Raw genomic sequence first — 19,588 nt, 5'->3', positions numbered from 1 at the left:
GTCGGGGCGTTGCAAGTGACAAAGCGAAACCTTTCAAATTTTAGAGGTAGAAAGTCAACAATGAAGCGGATTGACATTGACGACGACTTATACGCGTATATTGCAAGCCACACCAGACAAATAGGCGAGAGTGCTTCAGATATTCTGCGCCGATTACTTGATGTGAGTAGTACAGAATTTGCTGTGGATGCTAAAGGCGAACAAACCGAATCGGTTTTTAATCGTTTAAATGAGCAGGATGTTCGTATTCAGAAAAGTGTGGTCGCGCGTTTTTTGTATATTTTGAGCATGCTTTACCGTTGTCATTCCAGTGAGTTCTCGCAGGTGCTGGATATTCGTGGACGTGACCGTCAGTATTTTGCCCGCTCAGAAGAAGCTTTGCTGACTTCGGGTAACAGCACCAATCCGAAGCAGATACCGGACTCTCCGTTTTGGGTTATTACCAACACCAATACCACAAAGAAAAAATCGATGCTGACTCAGGTTGCAGAAAAGCTGGGTTATGATTCAGCAGATGCAGAAAAAATTAGGGACTTTTTATAATGGCGAATCACGAGCGAGCAGGTCAGTTGGCACAAGCTGGCGATTTGACGAATATTGCGCGATTGATCAGTGCTTATTACGTTTACGAGCCGGATCCACGTAAAGCGGCAGAAAAAGTCAGCTTTGGTACATCGGGTCATCGTGGCAGTTCATTGAAGCGCTCGTTTAATGAAGCCCATATTCTGGCTATTGCTCAGGCCATTTGCGCTTATCGCGAAGAGCAGGGAATTACTGGGCCGATTATGGTGGCCAAAGATACTCACGCCTTGTCAGAGTCGGCTTACATTAGTGCTTTGGATGTATTTATTGGTAATGGCATTGAGGTTCAGGTTCAGACGGAGCACGATTACACACCAACGCCGGTATTAAGCCGTGCTGTTATTGAGTGGAACAGCAAGAATAAAGCGAAAGCAGACGGTGTCGTGATCACACCATCGCACAACCCGCCGGAAGATGGTGGGCTTAAATATAACCCTCCGCACGGCGGACCAGCAGATTCTGATGTCACACGAATTATTGAAAAATACGCTAATGCGTTGTTGTCATCAGGTTTGGTCGGGGTGAACACCTGTGAGAGTGAAGATGTACTGCAACATCCGAAACTGACTTTTGTTGACTGGCGTTCGGATTATATCGGTCAACTTGAAAACTGTATTGATATGTCAGCTATTCAGGATGCAAAACTGACGCTGGCGGTCGATGCCATGGGTGGATCAGGTGCTAAATACTGGCAGCAAATTGCTGAGCATTACAACTTATCGATTGAGGTTCGTAATGCCGTTGTTGACCCAACATTCGCATTTATGCCCCTGGACAAAGACGGCAAAATTCGCATGGATTGCTCCTCGCCGTTTGCCATGGCCAGTTTACTGGAGCTAAAAGAAAAATACGACTTAGCTTTTGGCAATGACCCGGACTACGACCGTCACGGTATAGTAACTCCTACACACGGCTTGCTGAACCCGAATCATTATTTGTCGGTTGCGATAGATTACTTATGCAAAAATCGTGGTTGGGACAAAGGGCTTGCCATCGGCAAAACACTCGTATCCAGCGCTATGATTGATCGTGTGGTGAGCGCAAACGAACGTCCATTGATGGAAGTGCCTGTGGGTTTTAAATGGTTTGCGAAAGGGTTAGCTGAGCAAAGTGTTGCGTTTGCCGGAGAAGAGAGTGCCGGTGCAACCTTGCTTGATCGTAAAGGCTGTACCTGGACCACCGATAAAGACGGCATTGTCATGGCCTTATTAGCGGCCGAGATATTGGCAAAAACCGGCAAAAACCCGGGGCAGTACTACGATGAACTATGTCAGCAGCATGGCACGTCTTACTATCGTCGTGTCGATACCGTTTCCAGTGCCGACAAAAACGCTCGCTTTAAAGGCATTCGCGCATACAAAATGAAACTGCCAGAATTGGCAGGTGACAGTGTGTCTGATATTTCTACAAAAGCGTCGGGTAACGGGGCACAGTTTGGCGGTATTAAAGTGACCACCGACAATGGTTGGTTTGCGGCAAGACCTTCAGGGACTGAACCGGTTTATAAAATCTACGCGGAAAGTTTTGTCAGCGAACAACACCTAGATGACATTCTGACGCAGGCCACCATCTGGGTGAATGACCTGCTGACAGATTAGTCTCTTAACGAAGGACGGCGTTAGATTCCATTTCTTCGTCGTCCTCTTCTTCTGACTCCGGCGCTTCTTCAGCCATTGACGTTAATAGTTCATCAGAGGTTTGTGACGGAGCCAGTATGGCAAAGTTACTGTGTTGCTGGTCTTCGGCTTTAGCGCGACGCGTAATGCGGTACAGCGAATAAAAACCAACACAGGCGGTTAACGCAGCCAGAAGCAGGAAGAAGTAATTAATAGCACCAAACTGCATTAATGCGGCTACAGCAGGTGCCCCGATAATAGAGCCAGCCCCGCCAATTTTTATGATAGCTCCCGTTGCTCCGACCATTTGATCGCGTTCGAGAAAGTCGTTGGTGTGTGCCATGCCCAGTGAGTATAACGGCAAAATGAAGGCACCTAATAAACCAACATTCAGGTAAATAAGAAGCGCATTTGATGCGGCTAACTGGGAAAGAGCGATTGCGGTCAGCGTGCCGCCGGTTGCACAAATAGCAATAACAAAACGGCGATCAATTCGATCGGATAATAAACCGAAAGGGGCTTGTGAGATCAGGCCGCCGACAATAAAAGCTGACATGAAGAAGGTAATTTGCACAACGCTCAGACCAATATAGGACGCATACATAGGTCCGATACCATAAAACATGGCGTAGCAGGCTTGCATAATGAAAGCGTTTACCACACCCAGCGGCACCGTTTTAAGCAGCAATGAGACAGGAACCTTACGGTTTTCATGGGTTGTCGGTTCCACTGTTACACTGACCAAAATTGGAATCAAAGCAAGGTTAATCAGAAGTGCGACAATAGCAAAGGCGACAAAGCCGGCAGGGTCTGCCACGCCTAGAATAAGTTGCCCCGCAATGAGGCCAGTGTAAATAATGACTAAATAGATAGACAGTAAAGTACCGCGGCTGCGGTTATCTGCCATGGTATTAAGCCAACTTTCGACAATGACAAAAATACCGGAAATGGCAAAACCGGTAATAAAACGCATAACAAACCAGACTACGGGGTCAACCCAAATGGCCTGCATTAGAATACTGAAGGCGGCTAATGCGGCAAGCCCCCCGAATGAGCGAATATAGCCTACCCGGCGAATGTCTTTAGGTGCGCGGGTAGAGCCAAACAGGTAACCGATAAAGTAGGCTGACATAATAAAACCGGTAACCAGGGTACCGAAGTCTTCAATGGTGGCACGCAAACTGAGTAGGGTACTGGTCATGCCAACACAGACCCCAATTAAACTGATGCTGCCAAGCAGTGAGCTGATACCGCGAAGTTGTTGTTTTAGCATGCCTTTGTCACCCTTCGTCCGTTTGTGGCAATACTACCTGTAGTCGCTTTATTTTCCTAGCGAAGATTCCCACAAGCTTATCCACAAGTTGTTACTTGCTGTTCGCTATCTGGCTGTTTAATATGCTCTCAAAGTCTTATTTGGATAATGACATGTCAAAGTCGAAGATTCATTACATTGCAGTCGCTTTTTTAGTGCTGTTAGTCACTTTTACGGCAACAGATGCTGAAGCGCGGTTAATTGAAAATTTGTATTCGGCAGAAGTTGAAGTCGCGTCACAAAGTTCATCGCACCGACAGCAGGCAATTGGTGAGGCTTTTGATCGAGTCATTATTAAGCTCACCGGGAAATCGGATGCGACAGAGCACGAAGCGATAGAACGAGCCAAGCGAGATGTCAATAATTACCTGGTGCAATATGGTTACAGCGATAACCAAGGGCAACGAACGTTAACAGCCACGTTTGACGGCAGGAAGTTAAGAGCACTTCTTGCCGAGCATCAACTGCCTTACTGGGGGAGTCGCAGACCTCAGTTAATGTTGTGGATTGCGAAAGAAAGTGACAACGGGCAACGCACAATAATTGACAGTAACAGTGAATCTGTTTTTACCCAGCAACTTCGATTTTTTGCAAAACAGTACAGTATTCCGGTGCAGCTTCCGCTAATGGATTTAACCGATAATTTCACCATTAGCGCAATGGATGTCTGGGGGCGCTTTTTAGACCCTGTGAGGACAACGACAGAGCGCTATGGTACGGATGGGTTACTGGTAGCACGTATTGTTCGCCAGGAGAATGAGGAAACACCCTGGAGTTTGAATTGGTTTGTAGAAATTGGTGATGACAGGTTTGCCGGAGAAGTGACGGCAACAAGCGTTGACTGGCTGGCAGAACCTTTAGTAGAACAGTTAATGATGAAGCTGTCAGCTAAATACAGCATGACCGCCGGTGATGAGAACGTACGCAACACACTGACGGTCAAAGTTGAGCAGCTAAACAGTCTGAGCAGTGTTTTAAAACTGGAAAGCTTTTTGAAAAGTATTGTATCGGTTCGGGAGGTTCGCTTATTGAAATACTCTCAGAATATGAGCGAATTCGAGATTGTTGTGAACGGACCGGTCGACCAAATACTGCAGGCTATCAACCTGGATGGGCGTCTTGTTTCTCAGGAAGTTGGTCCTTTTGTCGCTGCAAAACAAACGGAAACCCCCGTTTACCGCTGGGATGAGGGTCGCTGATGCCTCCACAGCAATTGCCGCTGGCTGTTCAGTTACCGGACGATGAGCTTTTTTCCACCTTTCTTGAGGGCAATAACGCGACCTTATTAAGTTGGCTAAAAGCCTTACCCGAAGCTAAACCTCCGTTAAAAAGAAATCAGCAGTTAACCTGGTTGTCGGGAACAAGCGGTGTGGGGAAAAGCCATTTAATGCACAGTGTTATTGCATCGGTTGGGCCTCAGCAGCGTATTGCTTATTTACCATTAAAGGAACTTGTTGAGGTTGATGCAGAAGCGGTGTTGAACGGTATTGATCAAGCTGATCTTATTTGCCTGGATGATATTGACACTGTGACGTTGAAACAGGACTGGTGCTTCGAACTGTTCTCTTTAATTAACCGGGTAACCGATAATGAGTCTACCCGGCTCATTATGACAGCAAAGCAGTCGGCGGCTCAGACCGAGGTCGTATTGCCGGACTTACAGTCGCGTTTTCAATGGGCAACGGGGTTTCAGGTACACCCGTTAAACGATGATGAGAAAAATAACGCTTTAATACTCAGAGCACAATGGCGTGGACTGGAGCTTCCTGCCGATGTGGCGGCTTTTATGACTCAGCGACTGGGGCGTTCTATGCGTGATTTAATGAAAGCCCTGAATGAACTTGATCAAGCTTCTATTACCTATCAGCGACGCTTAACAATTCCTTTTGTTAAGCAGGTTCTGGAAATTTAGTTGTAGTCTTTTAGCTTTTTAAGTCCTAAACCTTCTGCTCGTCCTTGATAACGGGCATAACCGGTTGCCCCGATAAAGGCTCCGGTTGTCAATATGATTTCCAGTATCGACCAAATCCGCTCGTCCGGATGTGTGTAAACAACAGTGAGTCCGTGAAGAAAGTAAAACATTAAAATAAAGTTGGTCCACGCGTGTGTATAGGCTTTGCCTTTAACCAGACCGTAGAGTGGAAACAACAACGGCAGTACCCATAAAACAAGAGCAATATAAACGGGCAGCGTTCCTGGCGCATCGGTTGGCATACCGTGCCATAAAGCCACCAAAACCAGTAATGGCCAGTAGAAAACCTGTGTTAACCAGCGGTAAAAGCGCGGAGATGTCGGCATTTAAAATTCCTATGATGAAAGCTTGCTAGCAAAGTTTGTAACCCGTTTGCCTAGTGCAATAGCACATTGACGTTCGTGCTCAGTCAGCTTGTTACTGTGCTCGTGGTGACTGGCTCCGTATGGTGAGCCACCCGATTGAGTTTGATGCAGGGCAGGCTCCGAATAGGGAATACCAACTAACATCATACCATGGTGAATTAAAGGCAGTGCCAGTGTTAGCAGCGTTGACTCCTGTCCACCATGAAGTGAGCTGGATGAAGTAAATACGGCACCAGGCTTATCGGTCAATGCGCCTTGCAACCATTCACGAGAGGTTCCTTCCCAAAACTTCTGCAGGCTTGATGCCATATGACCAAAGCGGGTCGGGCTTCCGAGAATCAGTGCGTCACAGTTTTCAATATCGCTGTTTTCAACTTCCAGATCTCTGTCGCTGACCGCATTACTGCCGTGCCCAGTGCTACGCAGAACAGCTTCGCCACCTGCGCTGGTTACTCCTTCTGCAATAGCGTCGGCAAGCCTTTGTGTTGCCCCGTTGCGGCTGTAATACAGGATCACGACAGAAGTCATGACAGAATATCCAAAACGGCTTCAGGAGGACGCCCAATAGCGGCTTTGTCCCCGGAAATGACAATAGGGCGCTCAATCAGTTTGGGGTTGTTGATCATAGCGGTAATTAATTCGTCTTCGTCGTTTATGCCGGCTAGCCCCAACTCTTTATAGACAGTCTCTTTTTTTCTCATGAGTTGCTCAGCAGAGAGGTTTAATTTAGCCAGTATGTCTTGTAATTCTGCCGCATTCGGGGGTGTTTTAAGGTACTCGACAATTTCCGGTTCAATATTATTTTTCTGCAGTAGTTCCAAAGTTTGTCTTGATTTTGAACAACGTGGATTATGATAAATTGTTACTTGGCTCATAAGTGTCGTACCTTGTAGTATCTGAATATCCGTTAATAGTAACGTAATTGAGGTAAGGAATGAAACTGAGAACACTAGTCTACGCCGCCACGGTGTTATTGATAACGGCATGCTCACCAAAGCCAGATGTTATTACCGACCAAAACAATGAGTTCAGTTGGTCTCAGCTTGAAGGCAAAACTGTTGTTGTTAACTATTTTGCTGAATGGTGCGCGCCGTGTTTGCGAGAACTTCCGGAACTTAATGAATTTAACAGCCATAAACCCGAAAATGTTGAACTAGTTGGAGTAAGTTTTGACCCGATGTCAAATAGCGAACTCGCTGAGCTCAAAAAGCGCCATGGCATTGAATTCCAACTGGCGCTGATGGACCCTGCACCTGCGTTTCCATTTCAACGCCCACAAATGTTACCGGCAACCTATGTGATAAAGCCTGATGGCACGGTAAAAGGCCCCCTTATGGGCGAGCAAGATCTTGAATCATTGGAAAGTGCCATTAATTCACATTAAGTTTTGTACTTGCTGCTCTAAGTTACGAATTTGGTCAATACGTGCGTTAAGTCGTTTGTGAGTAAGGTCACTGTCTGTATGATTATGAGCCGTATGCAACTGGTCGATAGCCAGTTTAAAGTTACCTCTTAGCGCGAGTGCCTCAGCGCGAGTTTCATACATAGCCGCACGTTTTCCATTACGTTCATAAACCTGGGTAAGAAGGTCAAGCGCGAGTGGATCATTGGGTTGTTGTAACAGAAAGTCTCGTAGCAGCTTCTCTGCCAGAGAGGTGTCCTGCGCCTTCAGGGCAGCATTGGCAAAATTTAATGTAATAACGGGTTCATTGGGTTGTTGAACATACTTGCCGCGCAACCAGTCCAATACCGTTTCATAGTCATCTTTTGCAAGCAAAATATCGGTTTGAACATCGATATAAAAGGGGTTGTTGGGTGCTCGCTCCAGCAAAGGCTGCATCAGCTCAAGGGCAACATCGGTATGACCGTTATCTAAAGCACGTATCGCAAGAGCGTACTGTCCGGCTTGCTGGTTTATCGCGTTACGGCTAGAGCGCATAGATTGAAAGTCGCTTTGGGTGCTGTTGCCAATATATCGAGCCTGAATCCTGGCCTTTGCCAGAGCAAAATCGAGACTTGGCGGGACATCGACACGTTGCATGTTTTCTGCCCGGCTTCGGGTATCGGCAATACGAGACTCCGGAAGGGGATGCGTCATTAGCATTTCAGGCGGTTTGCTAACGTACCGGTACTTCTCCGCTAGACGCCCAAAGAAATCAGGTGCACCTCTTGGGTCAAACCCGGCGGCTAACAAAACTGAAAGGCCAATGCGGTCAGCCTCTTGTTCATACATTCTGGTGTAATTAATTTGAGACTGTCCGGCCATACCTATAGTGGTATACAGTCCCGCCGCTCCGGCTTCTGGATTCGCCATGCCGACTAAAATTGACCCAATAATGCCAGCTATGGTCATTGGCATGCTGCGTTGCTGCTCCTGCATGCGTCGCACAATATGGCGTTGAGTTATGTGCGCAACCTCGTGCCCCAGCACTGCGGCCAGTTCTGACTCGGTTCTGGCTTCGTCAATTAACCCTGTGTGCACACCAACGTATCCGCCCATAAAAGCGAAGGCATTAATTTCTTTATTGTTAATCCAGAAAAAGTTAAATGGGTATCGGACACCACTGGTATTTCTTACCAGGCGCTGCCCTATACTATTTAAATAGCTATCTAACACCGGATCGTGAATGATAGGGGCTTGTGAGCGCACTTGTCGCATATAGAAGTCGCCAACCACACGTTCACGCTCAATACTCATGAAGGCTGCACCAGTGGTGCCTATCTCCGGTAAACGCTTATTATCCTGAACGGCATTACTTGCAGCGCTATAGCTTATTGAAAAAGTGAATAAGCAAGCGATAAAAAAGTGTAATATTTTGGTGGACATCAACGACTCATTGGTTCAATGGAACAGGTTCTATCTAACTATCAGAACAGAATTCTTATCTTTAGTTCCTTTTTACTCTATGGGGTTATGGAAAGATTGCAAGGGCTGATATTATCAAGAGAACTTAAGAATAAGGGACGATGACTATGTGGGAATATATTCAGCAGTGGTATAGACGGAAATTTTCAGACCCTAATGCGGTGACTTTGTTTCTATTACTGGTAGTTACTGTACTTGTCATTGTGCTTTTTGGCAGTTTAATCGTGCCTTTATTAATCGCTATTTCTTTAGCGTACCTGCTAGATTGGCCTGTGATGCGACTCATGCAGTTAGGCTTGTCCCGACTTACAGCGACCATTATTACATTTTCCCTGTTCCTGGCAGTAATGCTCATTGGCTTACTGACGCTGGTGCCAGTTATTTGGCAGCAGAGCACGACCTTAATTCAGGAAATGCCGGATATGGTGACCAACCTACAAATTTGGCTACATAAGTTGCCCGAGATGTTTCCCGGCATAGTTGATGACCACCAAATTAATGAATTCACTCAAGAAATGAAGCGACGGGCGGTCGGTCTGGGTGAGAACCTGCTAACGGTGTCGTTAACTTCTATTGTTAACGTTATGGCTATGTTGGTTTATTTAATTATCGTGCCGTTACTCATTTTCTTTATGCTAAAAGATCGGGATATTTTAATTGCTCACTTTAGTCGGTTGTTGCCTTCAAACAGACAGCTAATTTCGCAGGTGGGGCAGGAAATGAACCTGCAAATTATGAACTACATTCGAGGTAAAGCTATAGAAGTGGTCGTGGTTGCCGTAGTAACCTTTGTTACCTTCAGTCTGTTTGGTTTGCGTTATTCGGCGTTGCTTTCCATTATGGTGGGGCTATCCGTTTTAATTCCTTATATTGGGGCCGCGGTTGCAACGATACCGGTTGTGCTTGTGGCTTTGTTCCAGTTTGGCCCGACAGCCGCATTTGTCTGGGTTACTGTCGCTTATTTAATTATTCAGGCCCTGGATGGCAACCTTTTAGTGCCGCTATTATTCTCTGAAGCTATAAGTCTGAATCCGGTTTATATTATTGCCGCGGTATTAATTTTCGGCGGTATTTGGGGCTTCTGGGGCGTTTTCTTTGCTATTCCGTTGGCGAGTTTGGTTAAAGCCGTCTTAACAGCCTGGGACAGTAATACGGGTGACAATATGGTGGAAGAAACACCGCAATAATGCGGTGTTTCTGGAGTATTAAGCTTGTTTTAGGTGATCCAGTACTACGTCATGGTGCTCTTTTGTTTTAAACTTATTAAATACCTGAGACACGGTTCCGTCTTGTTCAACTAAAAAGCTAATACGGTGGATACCATCGTATTCTTTACCCATAAACTTCTTGAGTCCCCAAACTCCAAAATCTTCAGCAACTTTATGGTCTTCATCGCTTAACAAAGTAAAGTTTAACTCATCACGTTCGGTAAATTTCGCTAAACGCTTAGGCGCATCAGGACTAATGCCAACAGATACAACATTAAACTCTTCAAGCTGCTTACGACTGTCGCGTAAGTTTTGCGCCTGAACGGTACAACCGGGGGTCATGGCTTTAGGGTAGAAATAAACCAGTACACGATGCTCTTTTAATAACTCCGATAAAGTGACGGAGTTTTCATTCGCATCAAGTAAGGTGAAATCCGGTGCTTTATCTCCGGCTTTTAGTGTTTGCATAGCTTTCTCCTGGAACTTCGTTAACAGTACGCTACATGATAACGGACACAAGCAAACTTGGAAAATGCTTAAGTCGCAGAAGTTTATGGAACCTTCTTGGTAACTTATGTTCCTATCACTTGTGTTTCGTTAGGGCTGGCATTACCATTGGAGCCCCAATTTAGGACTTGGAGAATGTATGCTTAAGGGCAGTATTGTCGCTTTAGTTACCCCTTTTACAAAATATGGCAATGTCGATTACAGCGAACTTGAGTTTCTGGTGAATAAACATTGCGAAGCGGGTACGGACGCTATTGTAGCGGTTGGCACGACAGGGGAGTCAACAACCTTAACGCATGAAGAGCATATTGATGTCGTTAATGCGATGGTCGAACTTAGCGCAGGACGTATTGATATTATTGCTGGTAACGGTTCAAACTCGACCAGCGAAGCGGTGCAATTAACTGAAAAAATGACTCAGGCAGGTGTGAGTGGATTTTTAAATGTTACGCCGTACTACAATAAACCTTCTTTAACCGGTCTTATTGCACATTACAAGGCTTGCGCCGACGCCTCTGATAAACCCCAAATCCTATATAATGTTCCGGGCCGTACAAGTCTTGATATGACACCTGACATGGTCGAACAGTTAGCAAAAATTGATAATGTTATTGGTATAAAAGAAGCAACTGGTGACGTAAGTCGTGTACAAGAGCTGAAAAAGCGCTGTGGCGATGACTTTATATTGTTAAGCGGTGATGATCCGACAGCACGCGAATTTATGTTTGCGGGTGGTCATGGCGTTATTAGTGTTACTGCCAATATTGTCCCTGCCAAAATGAAAGAACTGGTTACGGCTGCAGTTTCAGGTGATACCGAGCGGGCTAATCAAATCGATGCTGAGCTGGAACCTTTGCATAATATGTTATTTGTTGAATCCAACCCAATACCTGTTAAATGGTCTTTAGCGTTAATGGGCTGGGTAAGTGCAAACTATCGACTGCCTCTGACTCCTCCGGAAGAACAGAATCAACAATTGATTGAGTCAGTGTTGCAAAAAGCAAATCTATTGAATATTCAGGAGTCTTAATGAAATTGTCTCGCCTTGCGTATATGGGCTTAGCTGCCGCAGTTATCACAGGTTGTTCTTCGGTAGAAAAAGAACGTGCAAGTGGCGGGTTTGAGTATGTGAATATTCAGCCGACTTCAGCACTGGATATTCCGGGGGGCCTGGAACAGCCGGAAAAAGGAAGTAAGTATCGAATTCCTGAAACCGATATTGCACAAGCTCCTATTGGCCACCGGGTTAACATTACTGCCCCTCAGCAAGTTCGTCCTCTGGGTTTAGGAAGTCGCGTTTTAGAAACTGAAACAGAAACTCGGGTGTATTTTGACGTTGTCGATGGCATGGGTGATTCAGTTGCTGAATTTGTTCGTCAGGCAGCGCGAGATGTTCTGAAGCGCCGTAACCTTGAATGGCAAGAAGTTAACGAGAACCGTTGGTTAACTGAGCAAATGACCATTCAGCAAACAATTGACGGAGAAGGCGGCTTTCTTGGTTTTGGTGGTGAAAGCGACAGTGAGTTAGAAAGAACATTTCGTTACGAGTTGCTTCAGGAAACAGAGTCTCACAAGCGTACGACAAGTTTGCGGGTAAATGTTAATGACTTCACCCAAGTCGTTGGTGGTGAAGAGAAAGTGGTTGCTCCACTCATTGTGCGAAACCTGGAAACCGATTTATTAAACGCTATTATTTCTGAAGTGAACCGTAAGCAGCAATTGGCTGTTGCCCGTAATAAAGCAGAAGGAATTGATACTCGTTTATCACAAGCGGCTGAAGGTCACTCTATATTTGTGGTTGAAGATAACTTCGATCAAGCATGGCCACTGGTTAACCTTGCTCTGGAAGAAATTGGGTTCGAAGTTGACGACTTAAACCGTGAATCAGGCACTTACTTTGTTGAGTATAGTGAACCGGGTAGTGGCTTCCTGTTTATCGGCGGCGATGACTATGAAAACCTTGGTATAGCTGAAGGTGAGTACGAATTCTGGTTATTGGATGACGGCGAGAATACATCGGTTACGGTTTATAAAGACGATAAACTTGTCTCGGATGAATGGATGAACAAAGTATTTGAAGCCTTTAAAGCAGCTGTTAAACAGCAAAGCAAACTTTAACTTAAGCGCGAGTGGAAAGATTCATGGAAAAACGCAGTGAACTGTATCGGGGTAAAGCAAAGACGGTCTATCATACCGACGATCCTAACCGTCTTATTCTGGAGTTTCGTAATGACACTTCAGCGTTCGACGGCGAAAAGGTCGAACAGCTTGATGATAAAGGAATGGTAAATAACAAATTTAACCACTTTATTATGGCTAAATTAGAAGAAGCCGGTATTCCGACACAGTTGGACGAATGCTTAAACGATACCGATTCGTTGGTGAAAAAACTGGATATGATTCCGGTTGAATGTGTTGTTCGTAACGTCGCTGCTGGCTCTCTGGTTCGCCGTTTAGGTGTTGAAGAAGGTAAAGAACTTAATCCACCAACATTTGAATTCTTTTTGAAAAACGATGCGTTACACGACCCTATGGTTAATGAATATCACATTCAGGCCTTCGGTTGGGCAACGGCAGAGCAAATTGAAAAGATGAAAGAACTGACGTTTAAAGTGAACGACGTACTTAAAGCTTTGTTTGCCGATGCAGGTTTGCTGCTGGTTGATTACAAGCTTGAGTTTGGCGTGTTTGACGGGCAAATCATGCTGGGTGATGAGTTCACTCCAGACGGTTGTCGCTTGTGGGACGCTGAAACCCGTGAAAAGCTCGACAAAGATCGTTTTCGTCAGGGCTTAGGCGGCGTTGTTGAAGCGTACCGCGAAGTTGCTAAACGTCTGGGCGTGAAGCTGGATTAGTCTTTTTTATCGGGTTCCTGGTCGGAGTCGTCTTCGGTTTTAGACGATTTCGTACCAGGCCATTTAAACTTCGCTGTATATTTTAAGACCATAATATTGCTGATAACGACACCCAGTACTAACAGTATCAGTAACCACACCAAATATTCGTCCATCCGTCATCCTCCGTTATTGTATCGATATACTGTTTTTTAATTTGCTCCAGATTTTCCAATATGATGTGCTTGCCTTCAATAGCAAGCGAATTGATGGTTTCGGCCAGTAACTCCAGGTTCAGCTGCTGGTGGCATTCTTTCGCCACTGGGCGGTAACTTAAATGCCATGGTTCCTGGGCAACGCCTCCCTGATAACGGGCGTACGGAAAAAAGAAGCCGCTTTCGTGAGCATGTTGAGTTAGCCATTGCCAAAGTGTATGACAGGGGCCTTCCGCATCCGTATATTCTGCTGGTACTAAACGTAATTTAAGCTCATTGCTTTGAAATGGGCGAGGGTCATAGATATCGAAGTCACTTCCCCAGTGATGTCGGCTACTGCCAGGTAATGCAGACCAGTGCAAAATAGCGTGCATTTTTTCTGTATCGGTTAAGGTGGAAACATCCTGCGGCTCACCTTGTTTGGACAACAGTGGCAACTTGCCTCGCCATTTTCTATTCCAGATAGAGAGCTGCCTGTCCAGTGAACGGAACCCGCTGGCAATAGCGAGCTCAATTCCATTAGTGGCCGCTGCTTTCTGCATAGCAAGATAAGCTTGTGCGGCATCCGGGTGAAGTTTATGCCCGTCTACCGCAGTTAGATGTGTTTCAGAGGCGCCCGTAAGCTCGTTGCTACTCAACATAGTAGCTTCTCCATACAGCGGTAATACACTTCGCTGAGCTTATCTAAATCACTGGCTTTAACGCATTCGTTCACTTTATGAATGGTGGCATTGACGGGGCCAAGTTCTATTACCTGAGCTCCGGTCGGCGCAATGAAACGTCCGTCGGAAGTACCACCAGCGGTGGAGAGGGTTGTCGAAAAGCCACACTCATGCTCAATGGCAGACTGAACGGCCTCTACAAGCGCGCCGGAATCGGTTAGAAACGGTGGTCCGTTAAGCTTCCATTGCAGTTTGTACTTTAATGAATGCTTATTGAGAATTGCCTCAACCCGCTGCTTAATTTTGTCCGCGGTCAGTTCAGTTGAGAAGCGAAAGTTGAACTGTGTCTCAATACGTCCTGGTATCACATTTCCTGCGCCGGTTCCGGCCTGAATGTTTGACACCTGAAAGGTCGTTGGCGGAAAGCTGTCGTTGCCTGTGTCCCATTCCTCTTGAATCAAGTCACTGAGTGCGGGGGCAAGGTCGTGTACCGGGTTTTGTGCCAGATGAGGGTATGCAACGTGGCCTTGTATGCCTAATACCGTTAAGTCACCGGTTAAACTTCCCCTGCGACCATTTTTAACAATGTCTCCCAGAGTTTCGGTACTGGAGGGCTCACCAACAATGCACCAGTCAATTTTTTCGTTACGCTGTTCCAGCGTTTCGATAACCCGCTTGGTTCCGTTAATAAAAGGCCCTTCTTCGTCACTGGTGATCAAAAAACCAATATCAGCATCAACCTCAGGGTAATCCTTTACGAAACGTTCGGTCGCGGTGAGCATAGCCGCTAAACTGCCTTTCATATCGGCTGCACCGCGTCCATAAAGATAGCCATTATGAATCGTTGGCTGGAATGGAGGAAACTGCCAGTCGTTGACATCACCAGGAGGAACCACATCGGTGTGCCCGGCGAAACAAAACAGTTTACGGCCCTGACCACGACGCGCCCATAAATTGGTTGTGTCCTCAAAGATCATGGATTCGAGCTCAAATCCCAACGCTGCGAGCCTTTCACCGATAAGCTGCTGGCAGCCTTCATCTTCTGGTGTAATAGAAGGGCGGGAAATGAGCTCATGAGCAAGCTTTAGTGTCTCTGAACTCATAAGTAGCGTTCGCTCCAGAGTTTTTCATTAAAACCACAATGAATAGCCTGGCCGGACTGAACCAGTGGACGTTTAAACAGAGTTGGTTGCTCGGCAATTAACTCAGCTATCTTAGTTGTATCTTCAAGCGCTTTTTGTCCATCAGAAAGGTTACGCCAACTGGTACTGCGTTTGTTTAATAGCGACTCTGCAGGCACTTGCTGTAACCAGACGTTTACCGTTTCTTTTTGTAATGGCTGCTGCCGAACGTCAATAAATTCGTAATCGACTTTGTTTTTATCTAACCATTTAAGTGATTTCTTAACGGTGTCGCAGTTTTTTATGCCATAAACGCGCAACATAGGTACAGCTCCTGTCGGTGTTAATAAGTAATAAGTGGACTGTCTTTTGCGGTAACGAGTCCGGATTGCAGCCAGTCAAAGGGTTCAGTTATCTGTTCAGGACCGAGCGAACAAATGAGAACCGCAAGCCGTTGTTGCACAGGCTTTAAACTGCGCAGCAACGATTGGTTAATTTTAACCAGAGGATCGCCGCATTTAACCTGGCTTTGTTCACGGCAAAGTACGGTCAAAGCTGGGTGGGTTCCGAAGGCATCGCCTGAACCTGTGATTAACTGTAGAGAGTAAGTGTCATTCAGACGTAAAGACAAGTAATCGCCACTACTGCTTATCTGGGTCAGTTCGCCATCAGCCGGCGCATACAAGGTACTGCCGGTCATTTCTATGACAACACCTTTACCGAGTAAACCATGCTGGCATACTGGTGGAGAAGGTTGCGCTGTGATAATGCGTCCGGTTATCGGCGCATAGAGAATGGGAAGCTTACTTGTTGTCACTGCTGACACCATGCTACTGACTAATTCAGATAGTATAGTGGCAAAGCTAAAGGCTGGCTGCAACTGTATCCACATTAACTGTGGATATCTTTGTGCACTACGCGGTTGTAAGGCTGCAAGTGCATGAAAAATAAAGATAATAATGAAAGTGCGAATATCGTACAATAGACAGGTAATCGTTTATAATTACATCAGGTTTGGCAAAGAGGTCATCATGAGTCGTTCATTTTTTGCTGTTTTAAGAGATGGAAAGGTGTATGCCGATAAATGGCCTCATCATTCAGTTGTTGCCGCTATGGCTGAATCGAGAATTATACCGGTGACACGCAAGGCCATTAGCTGGACTCCGGCCATTGCTGTTTTAAATGCAGCATTAACCTGGCAATTTATGCCAGAAGAACAACTGGCTCCGGGATTTATGCTGTCTTTAATTATGCTAAGCCTGCCGTTGCAGGGATTATACTGGCTGGGGTGGCGTTCGAGACAACTACTGAAGCCTTCGTTGCGTCATTGGTATAAAGAATTAAGAGACAAGCTAAGAAAACAAGGCGTTGAGTGTCATCCACAAGGTAAAAAAGGGCCGGAGTATATGGATCTGGCAATTATTTTGCGCAAAGCGCTGGAAACATTACCGCCGGAAGAACATTAATATCAACCGGCGGCAATGTGTTAATCAGACTGTAAAGGTTGACCAGACAGGCGCGTGATCGGAAGGCTTCTCGATACCCCTGAGTTCGTAGTCTATGCCGCTGTCCTCGCACTTTGTTGCCAATGCTTGTGTGGCGAGAATAAGATCAATCCGCAGTCCGCGGTTATCGTCAAAGCCACGAGAGCGATAATCAAACCAGCTAAACTGGTTATCCACATCTGGGTTTAGTTTGCGGTAGGTATCTGTAAAGCCCCAGTCCATGAGCTTTTGCATCCACTCGCGTTCTTCTGGTAGGAAGCTGCACTTGCCGGTTTTCAACCAACGCTTTTTGTTGTTCTCACCAATGCCGATGTCCAGATCGATGCGGGATATATTCACGTCACCCATAACTATAACGGGCTGCTCAGGAGAGAGGTCGTTATCCAGATAGCTCATTAAGTCCTGATAGAATTTCTCTTTTGCCGGAAATTTGGTTGGGTGATCGCGACTTTCTCCCTGAGGAAAATAACCGTTTAAAATGCGCACATAACTACCGTCGTTAAGTTGATAGTCACCCATAATCATTCGGCGCTGGGCGTCTTCGTCGTCAGAAGGAAAGCCAAACTGAGGGTTTTCCAGAGGCTTTTTACTGAGCATTGCTACTCCGTAGTGGCCTTTCTGCCCATGGAAAATGACGTGATAACCCATTGCCTCTACGTCTTTTAACGGAAACTGGTCATCGTGGACTTTAGTTTCCTGAAGGCCGATGACATCAGGTTGATGTTTATCGATTAACGCTTGCAGCTGGTGCAGACGTGCGCGTATACCATTGATATTAAATGAGATGATTTTCATTGAACGTCCTATAAATAAGCCTCTTTATTGTCGTAGGATAACACAGCAAAAGGCAAACTTGGGATGCGAACGCTCGAGAAAATTCGTATACTCGGGCGACGATTTTGAGAGGGGTATTAGCATGCAGAATGTGCTAAATAATCTGGGCTTAATGATTCGCCCGCATTTTTACGAGTTAGCCATGATGATTATTGCCACATTACTGGTCATCTATGGTGCCGAAGTTAACCGTATGGTGAAAAGGCAAGTGGGCCACTGGCACTTTGTGTTCCGTACAATGGCCTTTATTCTTGTTTGTGCTTTTGGGTATGGTTGGTTAACCGTTTGGTTCACACCGGTTTTAGCCGGATGGTTAAGTCTTATTCCGCTTCATTTGCTGGCGGTTAGCACTATTGGAATATTATTCTTGCTGGGGTTCCTCGCAGAAAGAAAACGACAACTATAAGCCTGGGAAGGTGGTATGACAGATTGGATTGACATAAAGGCTGGAGCCTCGGCTTATCAGCATATACAGGAGCAGGGGCTTACCGCCGACGATGTCGGTTTGTTATTAGGGGCTTCCGGCGGACCTAAGTGGTTTGTGCTTCAGGGGCTGGACCGGTGGATGTTTGGCGAATTTTTTAAAGATAAAAAAGAGCCTCTTAATACCTTAGGGACTTCTGCCGGTGCATGGCGTTTCGCGGCGCTTGGGCAGCAGGACCCAGTAGCAGCCAGTGACTTATTCTGTCGTTTATACAGAACCCAGACTTACAGCGCGAAACCTGACAGGGATGAGATAACCAGCGAAGCTAAAGCTTTATTGGCCAAGTATGTTCCCGAGCAGGCAGTAACTGAAATTTTAGGTCAGTCGGCCGTACGGCATCATTTCATTGTAGCTCGATGCCGGGGGTGGACAGCGGCTGAAACAAAGAAACAAATGCTGGGTTTGTTAAGCTCTGCTTTTGCTAATGGCTTAAATCGTCGGTGGTTAGGGCGGTTTTACGAGCGAGTTATTTTTCATCACCCGCAGTCGGATCTTAGCTTTTCGCGAGGTTGGCGCGACTTGCCGACACACCACGTTGAGCTGACCCATGAAAATTTTCAGTCGGCTCTGTTAGCGACAGGTTCAATTCCTCTGGTGTTGGACGGTGTTACCGACATTCCGGGAGCGCCAGCAGGAACATACCGTGACGGCGGGATCACTGACTACCATTTCGATTTAGATTTGTCAGAAGTTAATGGTCTGGTGCTTTATCCTCACTTCCACCGCGAAGCAATTCCGGGTTGGTTCGATAAACGTCTGAGTTGGCGGCGGACTACCGGGAAAAAATGGCCTAACGTAGTATTTGTTACACCATCGGAAGACTTCATTCAGTCTTTACCTTACGGCAAAATTCCAGACAGAACAGATTTTGCCAGTCTGGATGCAGCGACTCGTATCGATTACTGGGAAAAAGCGGTTGATGCGGGCAAACGCATGGCGGATCAGCTTCAGGACTGGGTAGCCAGTGGCAAGCTTCGTGAAAAAACTAAGCTGTGGCATCCTTAAGCTACAGACCATGGACGTCGAAGCTGGCCTCACAGATTTGCTCAAAGCGCTCGGCAGCCAATTGACGGGCGCTGTTTAATTCTCTAGCGGTCAGTTTATGGAGCAAATCATTAATAATTTGCTCCGCCTCAACCTCTCCGGCTCTATCCGCCAGTGTTAGCCAGCAGCAGGCGTGAAAGACACTTTCAGGTAAGTCTTTACCTTGCAAAAACATTTGTCCTAAATATAACATCGCTTTGCTGTGACCAAAAAGTGCTGCTCTACGGAAATGCTTCGCAGCTTCAAAACCGTTTCCGGCCTTCAATAAATCAGCCGCTCTTACGTAGTGATGTTTAGCAAAACGCTGCCAGTATTCGGGGCCGCGGATGGTAGGCTGTTGTCTGGCAGGTAAACGAGTCTTAGCCAACTCTATGAGTTGATCAACCTGCTTTAGTAGCGCTGTTTGCCATTCATTGACGTTTGCCTGGGTCATCCGGGTATCGTTGTTTTTATGTTATTGT

At 46.1% G+C, this 19,588-nt stretch carries 25 protein-coding genes; 12 read left to right on the top strand and 13 right to left on the bottom strand.

What is annotated here, in order from left to right; all coding sequences use genetic code 11:
- The first annotated feature begins 60 nt into the window (after window positions 1-60).
- Window positions 61-543 carry an N-carbamoyl-L-amino acid amidohydrolase gene (locus VBY75_RS03545; RefSeq protein WP_054487438.1) on the top strand — a complete coding sequence of 161 codons (483 nt, stop codon included), beginning with the start codon at window positions 61-63 and terminating at the stop codon, window positions 541-543.
- On the top strand, window positions 543-2,180 hold the full coding sequence (gene pgm, locus VBY75_RS03540) for a phosphoglucomutase (alpha-D-glucose-1,6-bisphosphate-dependent) (protein WP_416511055.1): 1,638 nt from the start codon (window positions 543-545) through the stop codon (window positions 2,178-2,180). Before VBY75_RS03545 ends, pgm begins: the two co-directional genes overlap by 1 nt.
- Window positions 2,181-2,184: 4 nt before the next feature.
- Here pgm and VBY75_RS03535 read toward each other — a convergent pair whose 3' ends face one another.
- Window positions 2,185-3,471, bottom strand: coding sequence for an MFS transporter (locus tag VBY75_RS03535; protein WP_416511053.1), 1,287 nt, complete (start codon window positions 3,469-3,471; stop codon window positions 2,185-2,187).
- Window positions 3,472-3,623: 152 nt separating this feature from the next.
- On the opposite strand from VBY75_RS03535, the gene VBY75_RS03530 reads away from it, so the two are divergent.
- Both VBY75_RS03530 and hda read left to right on the top strand, forming a co-directional pair.
- Window positions 3,624-4,709: a DUF2066 domain-containing protein gene (locus VBY75_RS03530; RefSeq protein ID WP_416511051.1), complete on the top strand. Its 1,086-nt coding sequence runs from the start codon at window positions 3,624-3,626 to the stop codon at window positions 4,707-4,709.
- On the top strand, window positions 4,709-5,422 hold the full coding sequence (hda, locus tag VBY75_RS03525; protein ID WP_278358647.1) for a DnaA regulatory inactivator Hda: 714 nt from the start codon (window positions 4,709-4,711) through the stop codon (window positions 5,420-5,422). Before VBY75_RS03530 ends, hda begins: the two co-directional genes overlap by 1 nt.
- On the opposite strand, the gene VBY75_RS03520 is transcribed toward hda, so the two are convergent.
- Genes VBY75_RS03520 through arsC form a run of 3 tightly spaced genes read right to left on the bottom strand, consistent with a single transcriptional unit; the run spans window position 5,419 to window position 6,722 of the window.
- A complete protein-coding gene (locus VBY75_RS03520) occupies window positions 5,419-5,808 on the bottom strand; it encodes a DUF2069 domain-containing protein (RefSeq protein ID WP_054487446.1) in 390 nt (129 codons plus the stop codon). The genes hda and VBY75_RS03520 overlap by 4 nt on opposite strands.
- A gap of 9 nt (window positions 5,809-5,817) precedes the next feature.
- Window positions 5,818-6,375 (bottom strand): NAD(P)H:quinone oxidoreductase, encoded by a 558-nt coding sequence (gene wrbA, locus VBY75_RS03515; RefSeq protein WP_054487447.1) that lies wholly within the window; start codon window positions 6,373-6,375, stop codon window positions 5,818-5,820.
- The gene (gene arsC, locus VBY75_RS03510) at window positions 6,372-6,722 is read right to left on the bottom strand and encodes an arsenate reductase (glutaredoxin) (protein WP_054487449.1); all 351 of its coding nucleotides are present in this window, start codon (window positions 6,720-6,722) and stop codon (window positions 6,372-6,374) included. Before arsC ends, wrbA begins: the two co-directional genes overlap by 4 nt.
- 59 nt (window positions 6,723-6,781) lie before the next feature.
- On the opposite strand from arsC, the gene VBY75_RS03505 reads away from it, so the two are divergent.
- Window positions 6,782-7,231 carry a TlpA disulfide reductase family protein gene (locus tag VBY75_RS03505; protein ID WP_222236868.1) on the top strand — a complete coding sequence of 150 codons (450 nt, stop codon included), beginning with the start codon at window positions 6,782-6,784 and terminating at the stop codon, window positions 7,229-7,231.
- On the opposite strand, the gene VBY75_RS03500 is transcribed toward VBY75_RS03505, so the two are convergent.
- Window positions 7,223-8,674, bottom strand: a complete 1,452-nt coding sequence (locus VBY75_RS03500; protein WP_054487453.1) for a M48 family metalloprotease — start codon at window positions 8,672-8,674, stop codon at window positions 7,223-7,225. The genes VBY75_RS03505 and VBY75_RS03500 overlap by 9 nt on opposite strands.
- A 146-nt stretch (window positions 8,675-8,820) precedes the next feature.
- Here VBY75_RS03500 and VBY75_RS03495 point away from each other — a divergent pair, with 146 nt between their 5' ends.
- Entirely contained in the window at window positions 8,821-9,900 is a 1,080-nt protein-coding gene (locus VBY75_RS03495) for an AI-2E family transporter (protein ID WP_054487455.1), read from the top strand.
- Window positions 9,901-9,918: 18 nt separating this feature from the next.
- Here VBY75_RS03495 and bcp read toward each other — a convergent pair whose 3' ends face one another.
- On the bottom strand, window positions 9,919-10,389 hold the full coding sequence (gene bcp / locus VBY75_RS03490; protein WP_054487457.1) for a thioredoxin-dependent thiol peroxidase: 471 nt from the start codon (window positions 10,387-10,389) through the stop codon (window positions 9,919-9,921).
- 178 nt (window positions 10,390-10,567) lie between these two features.
- Here bcp and dapA point away from each other — a divergent pair, with 178 nt between their 5' ends.
- From dapA to purC, 3 genes are read left to right on the top strand one after another with little or no spacing between them, the layout of a single operon-like run.
- The gene (gene dapA / locus VBY75_RS03485) at window positions 10,568-11,458 is read left to right on the top strand and encodes a 4-hydroxy-tetrahydrodipicolinate synthase (RefSeq protein WP_199494646.1); all 891 of its coding nucleotides are present in this window, start codon (window positions 10,568-10,570) and stop codon (window positions 11,456-11,458) included.
- The gene (gene bamC, locus VBY75_RS03480) at window positions 11,458-12,546 is read left to right on the top strand and encodes an outer membrane protein assembly factor BamC (protein ID WP_416511045.1); all 1,089 of its coding nucleotides are present in this window, start codon (window positions 11,458-11,460) and stop codon (window positions 12,544-12,546) included. The genes dapA and bamC overlap by 1 nt, the downstream gene beginning before the upstream one ends.
- A gap of 23 nt (window positions 12,547-12,569) precedes the next feature.
- Window positions 12,570-13,283, top strand: a complete 714-nt coding sequence (gene purC, locus VBY75_RS03475; RefSeq protein ID WP_199494647.1) for a phosphoribosylaminoimidazolesuccinocarboxamide synthase — start codon at window positions 12,570-12,572, stop codon at window positions 13,281-13,283.
- Here the strand turns inward: purC and VBY75_RS03470 are convergent.
- Genes VBY75_RS03470 through VBY75_RS03450 form a run of 5 tightly spaced genes read right to left on the bottom strand, consistent with a single transcriptional unit; the run spans window position 13,280 to window position 16,077 of the window.
- Window positions 13,280-13,438 carry a DUF2897 family protein gene (locus tag VBY75_RS03470; RefSeq protein ID WP_054487465.1) on the bottom strand — a complete coding sequence of 53 codons (159 nt, stop codon included), beginning with the start codon at window positions 13,436-13,438 and terminating at the stop codon, window positions 13,280-13,282. The two genes, purC and VBY75_RS03470, sit on opposite strands and share 4 nt — an antisense overlap.
- Complete coding sequence (locus VBY75_RS03465; protein WP_416511042.1) at window positions 13,411-14,118, bottom strand: M15 family metallopeptidase; 708 nt, start codon at window positions 14,116-14,118, stop codon at window positions 13,411-13,413. The genes VBY75_RS03470 and VBY75_RS03465 overlap by 28 nt, the downstream gene beginning before the upstream one ends.
- The gene (dapE, locus tag VBY75_RS03460) at window positions 14,112-15,242 is read right to left on the bottom strand and encodes a succinyl-diaminopimelate desuccinylase (RefSeq protein WP_054487469.1); all 1,131 of its coding nucleotides are present in this window, start codon (window positions 15,240-15,242) and stop codon (window positions 14,112-14,114) included. Before dapE ends, VBY75_RS03465 begins: the two co-directional genes overlap by 7 nt.
- Window positions 15,239-15,583: an arsenate reductase gene (locus tag VBY75_RS03455; RefSeq protein ID WP_416511040.1), complete on the bottom strand. Its 345-nt coding sequence runs from the start codon at window positions 15,581-15,583 to the stop codon at window positions 15,239-15,241. Before VBY75_RS03455 ends, dapE begins: the two co-directional genes overlap by 4 nt.
- A 20-nt stretch (window positions 15,584-15,603) precedes the next feature.
- Window positions 15,604-16,077, bottom strand: a complete 474-nt coding sequence (locus VBY75_RS03450; RefSeq protein WP_234972451.1) for a PTS glucose transporter subunit IIA — start codon at window positions 16,075-16,077, stop codon at window positions 15,604-15,606.
- Window positions 16,078-16,291: 214 nt separating this feature from the next.
- Here VBY75_RS03450 and yfbV point away from each other — a divergent pair, with 214 nt between their 5' ends.
- The gene (yfbV, locus tag VBY75_RS03445; protein ID WP_054487473.1) at window positions 16,292-16,726 is read left to right on the top strand and encodes a terminus macrodomain insulation protein YfbV; all 435 of its coding nucleotides are present in this window, start codon (window positions 16,292-16,294) and stop codon (window positions 16,724-16,726) included.
- A 24-nt stretch (window positions 16,727-16,750) separates the two neighbouring features.
- On the opposite strand, the gene xthA is transcribed toward yfbV, so the two are convergent.
- Entirely contained in the window at window positions 16,751-17,560 is an 810-nt protein-coding gene (gene xthA, locus VBY75_RS03440) for an exodeoxyribonuclease III (RefSeq protein ID WP_199494652.1), read from the bottom strand.
- A gap of 121 nt (window positions 17,561-17,681) precedes the next feature.
- Between xthA and VBY75_RS03435 the strand changes: the two genes are divergently transcribed.
- Both VBY75_RS03435 and VBY75_RS03430 read left to right on the top strand, forming a co-directional pair.
- The gene (locus VBY75_RS03435; RefSeq protein WP_054487476.1) at window positions 17,682-18,005 is read left to right on the top strand and encodes a DUF3392 domain-containing protein; all 324 of its coding nucleotides are present in this window, start codon (window positions 17,682-17,684) and stop codon (window positions 18,003-18,005) included.
- A gap of 15 nt (window positions 18,006-18,020) precedes the next feature.
- A complete protein-coding gene (locus tag VBY75_RS03430) occupies window positions 18,021-19,088 on the top strand; it encodes an alpha/beta hydrolase (protein ID WP_416511036.1) in 1,068 nt (355 codons plus the stop codon).
- Between the two features lies 1 nt (window position 19,089).
- On the opposite strand, the gene VBY75_RS03425 is transcribed toward VBY75_RS03430, so the two are convergent.
- Window positions 19,090-19,560 carry a hypothetical protein gene (locus VBY75_RS03425; RefSeq protein ID WP_054487480.1) on the bottom strand — a complete coding sequence of 157 codons (471 nt, stop codon included), beginning with the start codon at window positions 19,558-19,560 and terminating at the stop codon, window positions 19,090-19,092.
- Between the last annotated feature and the right edge of the window lie 28 nt (window positions 19,561-19,588).

It is taken from the genome of Idiomarina sp. HB, assembly GCF_048059115.1.
Taxonomy (GTDB): Bacteria; Pseudomonadota; Gammaproteobacteria; order Enterobacterales; family Alteromonadaceae; genus Idiomarina; species Idiomarina abyssalis.
This window is presented reverse-complemented; position numbering and strand designations above follow the sequence as displayed.